The 14,156-nt window shown below is 73.2% G+C and carries 12 protein-coding genes; 6 read left to right on the forward strand and 6 right to left on the reverse strand.

The genetic code is table 11. From position 1 onward, the window contains the following. Nucleotides 1-14 precede the first annotated feature (14 nt). The 3 genes from ACIBMZ_RS00465 to ACIBMZ_RS00475 form a co-directional block, all read right to left on the reverse strand. Nucleotides 15-824, reverse strand: coding sequence for a TIGR03084 family metal-binding protein (locus ACIBMZ_RS00465; RefSeq protein ID WP_396689732.1), 810 nt, complete (start codon nt 822-824; stop codon nt 15-17). Nucleotides 825-842: 18 nt separating this feature from the next. Then, nucleotides 843-1,478, reverse strand: a complete 636-nt coding sequence (locus tag ACIBMZ_RS00470; protein ID WP_396689734.1) for a TetR/AcrR family transcriptional regulator — start codon at nt 1,476-1,478, stop codon at nt 843-845. A gap of 147 nt (nt 1,479-1,625) precedes the next feature. Continuing rightward, nucleotides 1,626-2,303, reverse strand: a complete 678-nt coding sequence (locus ACIBMZ_RS00475; protein ID WP_013736306.1) for a Crp/Fnr family transcriptional regulator — start codon at nt 2,301-2,303, stop codon at nt 1,626-1,628. 217 nt (nt 2,304-2,520) lie between these two features. Here ACIBMZ_RS00475 and ACIBMZ_RS00480 point away from each other — a divergent pair, with 217 nt between their 5' ends. The 6 genes from ACIBMZ_RS00480 to ACIBMZ_RS00505 all read left to right on the forward strand — a co-directional run bounded on the left by ACIBMZ_RS00480 (nt 2,521) and on the right by ACIBMZ_RS00505 (nt 8,017). Then, nucleotides 2,521-3,183, forward strand: a complete 663-nt coding sequence (locus tag ACIBMZ_RS00480; RefSeq protein WP_396689736.1) for an adenosylcobinamide amidohydrolase — start codon at nt 2,521-2,523, stop codon at nt 3,181-3,183. Nucleotides 3,184-3,240: 57 nt separating this feature from the next. After that, nucleotides 3,241-4,593 carry a CapA family protein gene (locus ACIBMZ_RS00485; protein ID WP_396689738.1) on the forward strand — a complete coding sequence of 451 codons (1,353 nt, stop codon included), beginning with the start codon at nt 3,241-3,243 and terminating at the stop codon, nt 4,591-4,593. A gap of 60 nt (nt 4,594-4,653) precedes the next feature. Then, nucleotides 4,654-5,433, forward strand: a complete 780-nt coding sequence (gene nth, locus ACIBMZ_RS00490; protein WP_396689740.1) for an endonuclease III — start codon at nt 4,654-4,656, stop codon at nt 5,431-5,433. Next, entirely contained in the window at nt 5,430-6,038 is a 609-nt protein-coding gene (locus tag ACIBMZ_RS00495) for a TlpA family protein disulfide reductase (RefSeq protein ID WP_396689741.1), read from the forward strand. The genes nth and ACIBMZ_RS00495 overlap by 4 nt, the downstream gene beginning before the upstream one ends. After that, complete coding sequence (locus tag ACIBMZ_RS00500) at nt 6,035-6,775, forward strand: NUDIX hydrolase (protein WP_396689743.1); 741 nt, start codon at nt 6,035-6,037, stop codon at nt 6,773-6,775. Before ACIBMZ_RS00495 ends, ACIBMZ_RS00500 begins: the two co-directional genes overlap by 4 nt. Nucleotides 6,776-6,838: 63 nt before the next feature. Further along, a complete protein-coding gene (locus tag ACIBMZ_RS00505; RefSeq protein ID WP_396689745.1) occupies nt 6,839-8,017 on the forward strand; it encodes a MarP family serine protease in 1,179 nt (392 codons plus the stop codon). Nucleotides 8,018-8,020: 3 nt separating this feature from the next. Here ACIBMZ_RS00505 and ACIBMZ_RS00510 read toward each other — a convergent pair whose 3' ends face one another. The 3 genes from ACIBMZ_RS00510 to eccCa all read right to left on the reverse strand — a co-directional run bounded on the left by ACIBMZ_RS00510 (nt 8,021) and on the right by eccCa (nt 14,143). Continuing rightward, on the reverse strand, nt 8,021-8,740 hold the full coding sequence (locus tag ACIBMZ_RS00510) for a phosphatase PAP2 family protein (protein ID WP_396689747.1): 720 nt from the start codon (nt 8,738-8,740) through the stop codon (nt 8,021-8,023). Nucleotides 8,741-8,807: 67 nt separating this feature from the next. After that, entirely contained in the window at nt 8,808-10,124 is a 1,317-nt protein-coding gene (gene mycP, locus ACIBMZ_RS00515; RefSeq protein WP_396689749.1) for a type VII secretion-associated serine protease mycosin, read from the reverse strand. Between the two features lie 74 nt (nt 10,125-10,198). After that, nucleotides 10,199-14,143 carry a type VII secretion protein EccCa gene (eccCa, locus tag ACIBMZ_RS00520; protein ID WP_396689751.1) on the reverse strand — a complete coding sequence of 1,315 codons (3,945 nt, stop codon included), beginning with the start codon at nt 14,141-14,143 and terminating at the stop codon, nt 10,199-10,201. Nucleotides 14,144-14,156: the final 13 nt, after the last annotated feature.

Below are 14,156 nucleotides of genomic sequence, written 5' to 3' on the forward strand. Positions count from 1 at the left end.
CCGGTCGGCCGCGCTCACGCGGCGGCTCCGGCCTGGTCGCCCCCCGGCGACCGGGGCGTGGGGGCGGGGCCGGGTGGGCCGGCGAACGCCTGTGCCACGTCCAGCCACGCGTCGGCGACCGGCCCGTCGGCGACCAGGGCGGTGTCGGCGCGGTGCCGCCGCCGGGTCACCAGCAGGCAGAAGTCGTGCGCCGGGCCGGTGACCCGGTCGGTCGCGTCGGGCGGACCGAAGGCCCAGGTCTCCCCGGCCGGTGCCCGCAGCTCGACCCGGACCGGCGCCGTCGGCACCGTCCGGCCGTGCGCGGCGAAGCTGTGCCCGACGGTACGGGAGCCCAGGTACGCGATGTGTCGCAGCCGGGCGGTGGCCGGCCGGGAGACGCCCAGCGCGTCAGCGACGTCCTCGCCGTGCGCCCAGGTCTCCATGATCCGGGCGGTGGCCATCGAGGCGGGCGACATCCGGGTGCCGTACCAGGGCAGTCGCTGCCCGGCCGGAGCGGCGGCGAGCGACGCCGCGAGCGTCCTGCGGCCGACCCGCCAGCGGCTCAGCAGCACCTCCGGCGGGGCGAGGAACGCCTCCGCGCCCGCGTCGACCAGGCGGGTCGGATCCGGGGCGGCGACGACCGAGGCGTGGAACGCGTCCGGATCGGTCGCGGCCAGGTGGGACACGTGGTCGGTCCAGGCCAGGTGAGCGATCTGGTGGGCGACCGTCCAGCCCGCCGCCGGAGTCGGCCGTTCCCACTCCGCCTCGGGCAGGGGCGCGACGAGCACGTCGAGCTGCGCGGACTCGGCGGCCAGGTCGGTGAGCAGGACGGCCAGGTCGACCATGGTGCCTCCGGTGGGGGATCAGTCCCGCTCGTCTTCCGGCCGGTGGTCGGCGGGCGTGAGCAGGGCGGTGAACTGGTGTTTCCAGGCGTGCAGCAGGGCGGCCCGGCGGGCCGAGTCGTCACTGAGCAGGTTGGCCACACCGAGCCCCCGGAGCAGGTCGAGGGTGGCCTGCACCGCTTCGCGTACGCCCGGTCGTCGCTCGTCGACGCCGAGCAGTTCGACGGTCAGTCGGTGCATCTCCCGCCCGACCCGGGTCTCCAGCGGCAGCAGCGCGGCTCGCAGTTCGGCGTCGGTGCGGGCAGCCACCCAGAGTTCGAGGGCGGCCACGAAGAGCGGCCCGGTGAAGGCGGCGGCGAGCAGGTCGACCACCCGGTCCAGCCGACGGGGGCCGGCCGGCAGCGCCTCCGCCTCGGCCCGCAGCTCCGCCGCCCGGCGTTCGGTCAGGTGTGCCACGGCGGCGGTGACCAGGGCGGCTCTGGTCGGGTAGTGGTGCAGTTGGGCGCCTCGGGAGACCCCGGCCCGGGCCGCCACCACCGTGGTCGTCGTGCCGGACCAGCCGTGCTCGACCAGGCACTCGACGGTCGCCTCCAGCAGCCGGGCCCGGGTGGCACGGCTGCGCTGCTGTTGAGGGACGCGGGTCGATGCGGTGGGCACGGGCACAGCCTGCCGTCCGCAAAACAAACAGTCAAGACTGACTTTTTCACCGCGCGGTGTGCCCCGGTATGCGGTCAACGGAGGCGATCCCGGACACGACACCGCCCGGCCGCAGGTGGGCGACCGGGCGGTGGAGGAAAGAGGGGGTCAGACCCGCGCGCGGCGGGCCAGACGCTCCGGGTCGAGGATGATGATGCTCTTGCCGTCCAGCCGGAGCCAGCCCCGCGAGGCGAAGTCGGCCAGCGCCTTGTTGACCGTCTCGCGGGAGGCGCCGACGAGCTGGGCGATCTCCTCCTGGGTCAGGTCGTGCGTCACGCGCAGCACGCCACCGTCGCGGGTGCCGAAGCGGCCGGCCATCTGGAGCAGGTTCTTGGCGACCCGGCCGGGCACGTCGGTGAAGATCAGGTCGGCCAGGGCGTCGTTGGTCCGGCGCAGCCGGCGGGCGAGCACGCGCAGCAACTGCTCGGCGATCTCCGGCCGGTTGTTCAGCCACGGGCGCAGCGCCTGCTTGCGCAGCCGGGCCAGACGGCTGTCGGTCACCGCGGTGGCGGTCGCCGTACGCGGACCCGGATCGAACAGCGACAGCTCGCCGACCATGTCCGACGGGCCCATCACCGCGATCAGGTTCTGCCGGCCGTCCGCAGCCCGTCGCCCGACCTTGATCTTGCCGGACAGCAGGATGTAGAGACTGTCGCCGGGCTCGCCCTCGTTGAACACGACCTCGCCCTTGCGGACCTCGATCGTCTCCATCTCCTTGGCGAGCGCCTCGGCAGCCTCCGGGTCGACTCCCTGGAAGATCCCGCTGCGGGCCAGTACCTCGTCCATCGCGCACCTCCGGTTGCGCGTGCCGTCTGTCGGCTGGGTCGCCGTCCGCTGATCCCTCGCGCGCCGACCAGTCTAGGCGCACGTGAGCAGGAATCAGAGGTGCACCCCTGGAATCTTGATCGTTGGGCGTAACCTTCCCGTGTCGGTCGCCCGGTACCATCGCTCGCCCGCGCGGGCCGGCGACGACCGGCGAGGTCGCCGGTCGTAGGGTCACGGCGTGCTGAACGAGCCCCAGGTGACCACCCGTCACGAGGACGGAAGGGACATTCCGCTCCTCGTGTGGCGTGCCGTGCGGCCGTTACGGGCGGTCGGCACCGGCCCGCTCGGCGGCGGGCTCGGCCTACGAAGGTGGGTGCTGAACGCGACCGTGCCGATGTCGTACGACCGGGACGACCCCGCCGAGCACCTGGCCGGCATGGCCCGGCGGCTCGGCCTCGACGGAGCCGGGGTGGGCCTGCTGACCGGCGTCGACGTGACCGAGGTGATCGCCCGGACCGACACCGGCGTGCAGGTCTGGGCCACGGTGGGCCTGGGCACGCCGGTGCCCGCGGCGGCGCCCGACGTGGCGGCCCCCGCACAACGGGTCGGCACCGTCAACATCGTGGTGTACGTGCCGGCCCGGCTCGGCGACGCGGCTCTGGTCAACGCGGTGGCCACGGCGACCGAGGCGAAGGCGCAGGCGATCGCCGACCTCGGCCTGCCCGGCACCGGCACCCCGACGGACGCGGTCACCGTGCTCTGCCCGCCGGACGGGCCGGTCAGTGCGTACGGCGGCCCGCGCTCGACCTGGGGAGCCCCGCTGGCCCGCGCGGTGCACGCCGCGGTGTCGGCGGTCGGCGCCGACACCGTCGTCCCATGGTCGGATCGGCTCCGGGGCTGAATCCTCCACCCGATCGGCCGTCGTCGTGGTGTTTCCCGCCCGGTAGGGTCGCCCCCGATGTATGCTCGCGCCCCCCTCGCGCGCAGACGCCGTGCCTCCGAGGCGTCGCGTCCGCGCCACCACGCCTTCTCCGCCTCACGTCCGTTCGGCCGTGCCTTCTCCGCCTCACGTCCGTTCGGCCGTGCCTTCTCCGCCTCACGTCCGTTCGGCCGTGCCTTCTCCGCCTCACGTCCGTTCGGCCGTGCCTCCTCCGCCTCACGTCCGCTGGGCCGTGCCTTCGGGGCGCCGCGTCCACGCCGCCGTTCCCTGGCCGCGCTCGGTGCGCTGCTCGCCGTGCTGCTGGTCGCCGGTTGTGCCGATCTCGGTCAGGAGCCGGTCTGGCAGCCGGGCGCGGGCGGCGGTGCCACCGGCGGGCCGGTCGAGTCGACCCCGCCCGAGGTCAAGACCATCTCCCTCTCCGCCACCGGCGACATCGTGATGGGCAACGCGCCCAACCGGCTGCCGCCGAACGGCGGGAAGGGCTTCTTCGACTCGGTCAAGAAGGCGATCTCCGCCGACGTGGCGATGGGCAACCTGGAAGAGCCGTTGACGGTGGACACCGGCACCGGCAAGTGCGGGGCCGACTCGACCCGGTGCTTCCAGTTCCGGGCGCCGCCGGAGTACGCCGCCCACCTCGCCGACGCCGGGTTCGACCTGCTCAACCAGGCCAACAACCACGGCTACGACTTCGGGCCAAAGGGGTACGAGAACACCCAGAAGGCGCTGGAGGAGCACGATCTGGCGCACACCGGCGCGCCCGACCAGATCACCGTGGTCGAGGCCGACGGCGTGAAGGTCGCGGTCGCCGGCTTCTCGTCGTACCGCTGGTCGAACAGCCTGATCGACATCCCTTCCGCGAAGAAGGTGATCGAGAAGGCCGCCACCATGGCCGACATCGTGGTGGTGCAGGTGCACATGGGGGCCGAGGGCTCGGAGATGACCCGCACCCGTCCGGGCACCGAGATGTTCCTCGGCGAGAACCGGGGCGACCCGATCAAGTTCTCCCGCGCGATGATCGACTCCGGCGCCGACCTGATCGTCGGCCACGGCCCGCACGTGCTGCGGGGCATGGAGTTCTACAAGGGCCGACTGATCGCGTACAGCCTGGGCAACTTCGCCGGTGGCGGCAACATGCTGAGCAACAACGGCCGCCTCGGCTGGGGCGGGGTGCTCAAGGTGACCCTCGAACCGGACGGCACCTGGTCCGGCGGGTCGTTCGTCTCGACGTACATGAACGGGATCGGCAAGCCGACCATGGACCCGGACGACCGGGGCCTCGGCCTGCTCCGGGACCTGACCAAGCTCGACTTCCCGGAGACCGGTGCCCGGTTCACCAAGGCGGGCAAGATCAGCCCGCCGGACGAGGGCTGATCACCGGCTCGCACGTGTGGGCCGACCGGAGCGTCGGCGCGGCGACGTAGGCTGGCCGTCGTGACCAGAAGCGCCACCGAGACCGACCTGGGTTGTACGCGTCGGGCGCGGCGGATCGGCCGCGTGCTGACCGAGACGCATCCCGACGCCCACTGTGAGCTGAACCACGGCAACGCGCTGGAGTTGGCCGTCGCCACCATCCTCTCGGCCCAGTGCACCGACAAGAAGGTCAACGAGGTCACGCCGAAGCTCTTCGCCCGCTACCCGAGCGCCGCCGACTACGCCGGGGCGAACCGGGACGAGATGGAGGAGATGATCCGGCCGACCGGCTTCTACCGCAACAAGACCACCTCGTTAATCCACCTCGGCCAGGCCCTCGTCGACCGGTACGACGGCCGGGTGCCGGGTCGGCTGGCCGACCTGGTGACCCTGCCCGGGATCGGCCGCAAGACCGCCAACGTCATCCTCGGCAACGCCTTCGACGTGCCCGGCATCACCGTCGACACGCACTTCCAGCGGCTGGTCCAGCGGTGGCGACTGACCACCGAGACCGATCCGGTCAAGATCGAGCACGCGATCGGGGCGATGTATCCGAAGCGCGACTGGACCATGCTGTCGCACCGGATCATTTTCCACGGCCGACGGGTCTGCCACGCCCGCAAGCCCGCCTGCGGCGCGTGCACGCTGGCGAAGCTCTGCCCGTCGTACGGCACCGGCCCGACCGAGGCAGCCGCCGCCGCGAAGCTGCTCAAGGGCCCCCGGGCCCGTGACCTGGCCGTCGCCGCCGGAGTCGACCCCGAGTTGGTGCCGGTGCAGGCGGTCCGGGCGGAGGCGCCGTGACCCGTCGACTGGCCCTGCTGGCCCTGCCACTGCTGCTGGTCGGCACCGTGGCGTGCACGCCGGAGGACGACCAGCCCTCCGCCGCCGGACCGGGGACGAGCACCAGCCGACCGTCCCCGTTCGAGGACTGTGCGGCCCTCGCGGCCGAGCCCGGCACCACCGGCGACGACGCCCCGCAGGGTGACCGGCTGCCCGAGCTGACCCTCACCTGCTTCACCGGCGGCGCACCGGTCGCCGTGCGTGACATCCCCGGACCGGCCCTGATCAACGTCTGGGCCTCCTGGTGTCAGCCCTGCCGTAAGGAACTGCCCGCCTTCCAGCGGCTCAGCGAGCAGACCCAGGGGCAACTACAGGTGATCGGGGTGAACACCCAGGACAGCCGCAGCGCCGCGCAGTCGATCGGCGAGGACTTCGGCGTACGGTTCCCGATGCTGTTCGACCAGGGCAAGGCGTTCCAACGCGCGCTGGAACGCAACGCGTTCCCGATGACGGTGTTCGTCGGCGCCGACGGGGGCGTCCGGCACATCGACACCTCGGGCGCGCTCGACGACGCCCGACTCGCCGACCTCGTTCAGCAGCACCTCGACATCGCGGTGCCGGCATGAGCGAGGTGCCCGCCGGCGTGAGCCCGGCCCGGGAGGCGGCCGGTGCGCCACGACCGGTGCCGGACTGGCTGGACCCGCTGCTGGTCCGGCTCGGCACCGCACGTATGGAGGACTTCACCCAGGTCCGCACCCCGGAGCAGGGCGGCCGGGAGAGCGCCGTACTCGTGCTGCTCGGTGAGGACGCCGAGACCGGGCCGGACGTACTGGTGCTCCAGCGGGCCGCCACGTTGCGTAACCACGCCGGTCAACCGGCGTTTCCCGGCGGTGCGGCCGACCCGGGTGACGCCGACGCCGCCGCCACCGCCCTGCGCGAGGCCAACGAGGAGGTCGGTCTCGACCCGGCGAGCGTCACCCTGCTCGCCGAGCTGCCGAGACTGTGGATCCCGGTCAGCGAGTTCGTGGTGACGCCGGTGCTCGCCTGGTGGCACGCGCCGCACCGGGTGCACCCCCGGGAACCGGCCGAGGTGGCGCACGTGGCCCGCCTGCCGGTCACCGAACTGGTCGACCCGGACAACCGGGTCCGGGTACGCCACTCCAGCGGCTGGGTCGGCCCCGCCTTCTCGGTCCGCGGCATGCTGGTCTGGGGCTTCACCGCCGGGGTGCTGGCCGCGCTGCTGGAGATGGGCGGCTGGAGCCGACCGTGGCCGCACGGACGGGTGATCGACCTGCCTCCGTCGGGTGCCTCGCCCGCCCCCTCGGCCGGCACCGACGAGGTGGACGAGAGCGCGATCCGCTGACCGCACGGTCACCTTGCGCAAGCGATCGTCATCCCGCGAGCCCTCGGCCCGTACGCTTGACCCGTGTCGGCCGTTGATCTCGTTCTGCTGTTACTCATGCTCGTCTTCGCGATCAGCGGATACCGGCAGGGGTTCGTCATCGGGGTGCTCTCGTTCTCCGGGTTCTTCCTCGGAGCTCTGATCGGGCTTCAGATCGGGCCGATGTTCGCCCGGCAGTTCGTCGACAGCGGCACCCGGGTGCTGATCTCGCTCGTCGCAATTTTCGGCCTGGCGGTGATCGGCCAGGCGCTCGCCGGATGGCTCGGCTCCCACCTACGCCGCACCATCGCCAGTGACGTGGGTCGACGGCTCGACGACATCGGCGGTGCCTTCGTCTCGCTCTTCGCGGTGCTCATGGTCGCCTGGCTGGTGGCGGTGCCGCTCGGCTCCTCCTCACTGCCGTGGCTCGCCGCCTCGGTCCGCAGCAGCGCGCTGCTCAACGTGGTCGACCAGGTGATGCCCGACCAGGCCCAGCAACTCTCCACCGCGCTGCGGGACACCGTCGACACCAACGGCTTCCCGGACGTGTTCGACGGCCTGCGTCGTACCCAGGCCCGGCAGGTCGAGCCACCCGACCCGGCACTGGCCGGATCGCCGGTGGTGGCCAACGGCCAACAGTCGGTGGTCAAGGTGCTCGGCTCGGCGAAGAGCTGCTCCCGCCGCATCGAGGGCTCCGGCTTCGTGTACGCCGACGACCGGGTGATGACCAACGCGCACGTGGTCGCCGGCACCGACTCGGTCGCGGTGGAACTGCGTGGCGAGCGGTACGAGGGCACCGTCGTCGTCTACGACCCGAACCGCGACCTGGCCGTGCTGTACGTGCCCAACCTGCCCGGCCCGTCCATGCGGTTCGCCGCCGGCAACACCACCTCCGGCGCGGACGCCATCGTGCTCGGTTTCCCGTTGGACGGGCCGTACAACGCCCAGTCGGCGCGGATCCGCGAGGTCGACCGGATCACCGGCCCGGACATCTACTCCTCGGGGGACGTGACCCGGGAGATCTACACGATCCGGGCGCTGGTGCGCAGCGGCAACTCCGGCGGGCCACTGGTCTCCTCGAACGGCCTGGTACTCGGAGTGATCTTCGCGGCGGCTGCGTACGACCCGAACACCGGCTTCGCGGTGACCGCCGCCGAGGCCCGGCCGGTGGCGCTGGCGGGTGCGGAGCGTACCCGGGGCGTGGGCACCGGCGAGTGCACCTGACGGTCAGCCGTCGGACGGCGACCGTCGGGCCCGGAGCGTGAAGGCCATGGTGGTGGCGGTGACCACCGCCGCACCGAGCAGCCATCCGGCGACCACGTCGCTGGTCCAGTGCACCCCGAGCGCGACCCGACTGAACCCGGTGACCAGGGCGATGGCGAGTGCGGCGGACCAGACCGCCGCCCGGCCCGCCGACCGCACCCGGGGCAGGAACACCACGAGCAGCACACCGGCGGCCAGCGCCGCGTTCAGCGCGTGGCCCGACGGGAAGGACAGTCCGGGGGCCAGCGCCACCGGCTCGGGCAGATCCGGTCGCGGACGGCCCACCACGAGCTTGAGCAGCGGTCCGAGCAGGCCGCCGAGCACCATGGTGGTGGTGACCCAGACGGCCAGCCGCCGCGCGCCCCGGTAGGCCAGCCAGACCACCAGACACAACGCCCCGGCACGCAGCGGCATCGGTGCGAACACGTCCGTCCAGAGGCTCATCACCGACACCCAGGCGGGGTGGTCGCGGGCGAAGCCGTGCAGGTCGGCGGTGATCGCCGCGTCCAGGCGGCGCAGCGGCGACCAGCCGCCCGCCACCAGCATGGCGAGCAGTGCGAACGGCACCAGCATCGACAGGCCGGAGACGGTGTGGCCGGGACGCAGGCCCGACGGGCCGTCCGCCGGACCCGCCGGGTCGCGGATTGGCGGGGGCGCGGTCGTGCGCCGGCCTGAGGCACTCACGCCGACGGTTGTACCCCGCCGAGCGGGATCGAAGACCCGGGATCGCCGGATTGCCCGGCGGCGTCGCTCAGCGCTTCCGCAGCCGGCGCACCATCAGCGCCGCGCCGGTGACCAGGGCGACGAGGATCGCCGAGCCGACCCAGAGGCGTACCGGACCGGTGTCGGTGGCGGTCCCGGCGGCACGCGCCCGCCACCGGGTCTCCTGCTGTGACCCGGTGAGGCCGAGCTGCTCGGCGTCCGGCTCGCCGACCGGCACCGAGCCGGGGGCCGGACCGAAGCCGGTCACCCCGGGCGAGTCGTTGTCGTCCAGCGGGTTGTCGCCGACCAGCGGTACGTCCGCGGTCAGCGCCGCGATCGGGTCGACCAGGCCGTACCCGAACCGGTCGTCGCGCCCGGTGGGCCCGATGTCCCTGGCGGTGACCAGCAGCCGGTTCACCACGTCCCCGGCGGACATCTGCGGGTACCGGGCCCGGACCAGGGCGGCGGTGGCGGCGACCAGCGGGGCGGCGAAGCTGGTGCCCTGCACCCGCCAGTACCCCTGTGGCGGCCGGGCGCCGACCAGGCCGCTGGCCGGGGCGGTGAGGACGGTGGCGCGACCGGTGATCGCACCGCTCCACAGGTTGTCGCTGTTGCGTTCCAACCCGGAGACGGCGATGACGCCCGGCTCTCGGGCCGGATACCACACCTTCGCCTCGGGAGAGGTGGCGAGATTGCCGGTGCAGGCGACCACCACCACGTCCTTGGCGAACGCGTAGTCGATGGCGGCGGCCAGGGCAGGACTGTCGCCGTTGCCGCCGAGCGACAGGTTGATCACCTTGGCGCCGTTGTCGACCGCCCACCGCACGCCCTTGGCGACGATCAGCGCGTCGTCGTACCGGTTCTCCTCATCGAGTACGCGGACCGGCAGGATGCGGGAGTCGGGGGCCAGTCCCACCACGCCCCGGCGGTCGTCGTTGCGTCCGGCGATCAGGCCCGCGACCGTGGTGCCGTGGCCGACCGGATCGGGTTCGGCGGCACCACCCGGGGAGACCAGGTCGAGACCGGGGAGCACCTGACCGGCCAGGTCCGGGTGCGAGCCGTCCACCCCGGAGTCGATCACCGCGACGATCACGCCGCGTCCGGTCGAGGTGCGCCAGGCGACCCGCGCGCCCAGCTTGTCGAGCTGCCACTGCTCGTCACGGACCTGGTCGGCGCGTTCGGCGGTGTCCGGGGCGTACGCCACCGGCACGCCGAAGGAAGTCGGGGCGACCTGCACGGCGGCGGCCGGCACGACCGCGACCGTGACGGACAACGCCGTGACCGCCGCCGCCAGCAGCGCCCGATGCGCGAACCGTCGAGGCCCCGGCGGGCCGCTCTGCCGCACCCTGGTCACATCCTCAGCCATTCGTCGCAGGGACACATGACGATCGGAGATTACCGGTTCGCCTCCCCTTTACGGGACGTTCCGTGGACTCGACGTCACTGTGGCGGCAGGTATGCCAGTTGAACCAGGCGGACACCCTCGCGCCGGGTGGACAGTCGACCGCGTCCGGGGGGCAGTGGCCCGGGCCGGACGGCACCGACCAATGCGCCCTCCTCGGGGCTGCCGGACATCACCAGGCCCGAGGTGGACAGTTCGCGTAACCGCTGCACGACCGGTTCGTACTGGGCGCGGGCGGCACCGCCGCAACGGCGGACCAGCACCAGGTGCAACCCGACGTCGCGGGCGTGCGGCAGGTGCTCCTCCAGCGCCCGCAGCGGGTTCGCCGGCCCGCTCGCCACCAGGTCGTAGTCGTCGACCAGCACGAACAGTTCCGGTCCGGTCCACCACGACCGGTCACGCAACTGCGCCGGGCCGACCTCGGGACCGGGGGTGCGGTCCTGGAGGTAACTGGCGGCGGAATCCACCAGGTCGGCGGTGTGCGCGGCGGCGGTGCCGTACCCGATCAGGTGCTCGGTCTCGATCGCGCCGAGCAGGCTACGTCGGTAGTCCACCAGGATCACCCGCGCCTGCTCCGGAGTGAACCGGGTGACGATCGACTGGGCCAGCGCGCGGAGGAACGACGACTTGCCGCACTCGGCGTCGCCGTAGACCACGAAGTGCGGCTCGGTGGCGAAGTCGAGCACCACCGGACGCAGGTCCGCCTCGGCGATCCCGACCGGGATCCGCAGCCCGGCGGTGGCGGCCAGGTCGACCTCGGCGTAGGGCAGCACCGCCGGGAGCAGCCGGACCCGGGGTGCCGGTGGACCGGCCCAGCTCTGCGCCGCCCGTCGCACCAGAGCGGCGGTGTCCGCATCGGCGACCTGCGGCAGCGCGGTGAGGAAGTGCAGGCTCCCGGCGGTGATGCCGCGACCCGGCGTCCGCTCCGGCACGTCCGCCGCCGCCCGGCGGGCGACCGCCGAGTCCGACGGGTCACCGAGGCGCAGTTCCAGCCGCGCACCGAACAGGTCCCGGATGGCCGGTCGGAAGTCCAACCAGCGCACCGCCGTGGCCACCACGTGCACGCCGTAGGAGAGTCCCCGGGTGGCCAGGTCGGTGATCAGCGGCTCCAGGTCGTCGTACTCGCCGCGCAGCGTGGTCCAGCCGTCGACGACGAGGAAGACGTCACCGAACCGGTCGGTGAGCGGCGCACCGGCGGCGGCCTGCTCGGCTCGCCGCCGCCAGGCCGCCATCGACTCGACACCGAGTTCGGCGAAGGCGCGTTCCCGCTCGGTCAGGACCGTGGCCATCTCGCCCACGGTGCGTCGCACGCCGGTCGGGTCGGCGCGCCCGGTGATCCCACCGACGTGCGGCAGGTCGCGCAGCGCGGCCAACCCGCCGCCGCCGAAGTCCAGACCGTAGACCTGCACCTCACTGGGGGTGTGGGTGAGCGCCAACGCGCAGATCAGCGTCCGCAGCGCGGTCGACTTGCCGCTCTGCGTACCACCGACCACGGCCACGTGCCCGGCGGCTCCGTCCAACGCCAACCAGAGCAGGTCGCGCCGCTGCTCGTACGGCTTGTCGACCACCGCCACCGGCACCTGCAACGCGCCGTGCAGCTCCGGATTGCCGGACGTCAGCCCCCGGGACGGGTGCACGGTCAACGGCCCGACCAACTCGTCCAGCCCCGGTGCGCCGTCCAGCGGCGGCAACCACACCCGGTGGGCCGGTGGCCCCTGGCCGACGAGGCGTCCGATCAGCAGGTCGAGCAGGGTCTCCCGATCCGGTTCCTCGTCCTGCTCGACGGTGGGGGGCGCGGTGGGCGGCTCCGGTTCGGGTGTGAAGTGGGTGGTGAAGGTGAGCAGGCGTGGGCGCTCGCCCCCGGGCGCGTCGGCCGTCGCAGCGTGCCGCCGGACCGCCCCGGAGACGTACGCGGTCTTGAAGCGCACCAGGGGCTCGGTGCCGGAACGCAGGTAGCCGTGACCCGGTGAGCGGGGCAACTCGTACGCGTCCGGCACCCCGAGCACCGTGCGCGACTCCAGCGACGAGAAGGTCCGCAGACCGATCCGGTACGACAGGTGGGTGTCCAACCCGCGCAGCCGACCCTCCTCCAACCGCTGGCTGGCCAGCAGCAGGTGCACCCCGAGCGACCGGCCCAACCGCCCGATCTGCACGAACAGGTCGACGAAGTCGGGCTTCGCCGACAGCAGCTCGGAGAACTCGTCGCAGACCAGCAGCAACGACGGCAGCGGGGCCAGCGCGCTGCTGGCCGCCCGGGCCCGCTCGTAGTCGCGCACGCTGGCGAAGTTGCCGGCGCGACGCAGCAGCTCCTGCCGGCGTACCAGTTCGCCGTTGATCGCGTCGACCATGCGGTCCACCAGCGGCAACGCGTCGGCCAGGTTGGTGATCACGGCGGCGGTGTGCGGCAGCCGGTCGAACGGGGCGAAGGTGGCCCCGCCCTTGAAGTCGACGAGGACGACGTTGAGCTGCTCCGAGGAGTGCGTGGCGGCCAGCCCCAGCACCAGCGTCCGCAGCAGCTCGGACTTGCCCGAGCCGGTGGCGCCGATCAACAGCCCGTGTGGGCCCATGCCGTCCTGCGCCGACTCCTTCAGGTCCAGCTCGACGGCGGTGCCGTCCGCGCCGACGCCGATCGGCACCCGCAGCCGGTCGCGGGCCGACCGGGGTGCCCAGCCCTGCTCGGTGGTGAAGCCCTCCGGGTCGCCGATGCCGAGCAACTCCGGCAGGCCCGGATCGGCGCCGGTGGCGGCGTCCGGACCACGGGCGGCGGCCGGGCGCAACGGGGCCAACCGGCGGGCCACCGCCTCGGCCTCGGCGACCTCCAGCGCGTCGGCCGTGCCCACCTCGGCCGGCCCGTCCGCCGAGTGCGAGTGCAGCCGGTCACCGCGCAGCTCCAGCAGCAGGGCGAACCGGTCCAGCAGGCGCGGCGGCGGGGAACTCAGGTCGATCAGCGTCACCCCGTCGATGCCGCCGTCACCGGCCAGTTCGGTGGCGCCGGTCAGGTCGCCGCCGTCGAGCACCACCACCAGGTGCGGCCCGTCGGTGGCCGGACCGGTCGGGCTGAACCGGGACCGGCTGGCCAGCACCCCGTCGAGCAGCTTCTCCAGGTCCGCCGCCGCGCTGGCGACCAGCCGTACCGGGCCGAGGGCGTCGTGCCGGGACGGGTGACCGGCGTGCGGTAGCCACTTGACCCACTCCCAGGCACCACGCCGTTCCGGTCCGGCGCAGACCGCGATCAGCAACTCGTCCGGGGAGTGGAAGACCGCGAGCTGGGTGAGCATCGCCCGGACCAGCGACTGCGCGGCCGGTGACGCGGGCCCGACCGGCGCGCCCCGGACGAACACCCGGGCGAAGCTGCGCAGCGACACCGCCACCGGCAGGTTCGGCACCACCGAGTACGCGTCCAGGAACCGACGCAGCGCCCCGGCGGTCATCGGCTCCAACTCCTCCAGCGGCCGGGTGACCGGTGGGACCAACGGGGTGGCCAGCGTCTGCGGCCCGACGGCGACCCGCACCACGGCGAAGTCCGGGTCGGCGGGACGACGTTCCCAGACCCGGTGGCTCTCGACCGTCGACCAGAGACCCCGTGGATCCGGGTGCCGGTAGCAGAGGCCACTGCGCTGCCGTGTCGCGGTCTGCCGGACCTGCCGCCGCAACGTCGCCAGGTGCCGCAGGTACTCGCGTCGGGCGGCCATCATCTCGGACTTGCGGGGGCTGCCGGAGGCGCTGCCCCAGGAGGTCACCAGCATCGCCAGCGTGGAGAGGCCGAACATCGCCCCGACCACGTACGCGTACGCGCCGCCGCCCCGCCCGAACATCATCGCCATCGCGACCGTCCCGCCGAGCATCGGCAGCACCATCAGCATCTGCTGCCAGCGGCCACCGGTGACGTCCGGGATCTCCGGCGGGGCCTGCACCGGCACCTCGCCGACGGGGATCTCCGGTGCCGGACGTCGGGCCGGCCGCCGCACGACGACAGTGGACACTCGACCTCCCGAC

It is taken from the genome of Micromonospora sp. NPDC049900 (genome assembly GCF_044461025.1).
GTDB lineage: Bacteria > Actinomycetota > Actinomycetes > Mycobacteriales > Micromonosporaceae > Micromonospora.

Excerpts from the sequence above, each read along its gene's own strand:
- mycP (WP_396689749.1), bottom strand. The coding sequence starts at position 10,124 with ATGGCTGAGGATGTGACCAGGGTGCGGCAGAGCGGCCCGCCGGGGCCT.
- ACIBMZ_RS00475 (WP_013736306.1), bottom strand. The coding sequence starts at position 2,303 with ATGGACGAGGTACTGGCCCGCAGCGGGATCTTCCAGGGAGTCGACCCG.
- ACIBMZ_RS00465 (WP_396689732.1), bottom strand. The coding sequence starts at position 824 with ATGGTCGACCTGGCCGTCCTGCTCACCGACCTGGCCGCCGAGTCCGCG.
- ACIBMZ_RS00500 (WP_396689743.1), top strand. The coding sequence starts at position 6,035 with ATGAGCGAGGTGCCCGCCGGCGTGAGCCCGGCCCGGGAGGCGGCCGGT.
- ACIBMZ_RS00485 (WP_396689738.1), top strand. The coding sequence starts at position 3,241 with ATGTATGCTCGCGCCCCCCTCGCGCGCAGACGCCGTGCCTCCGAGGCG.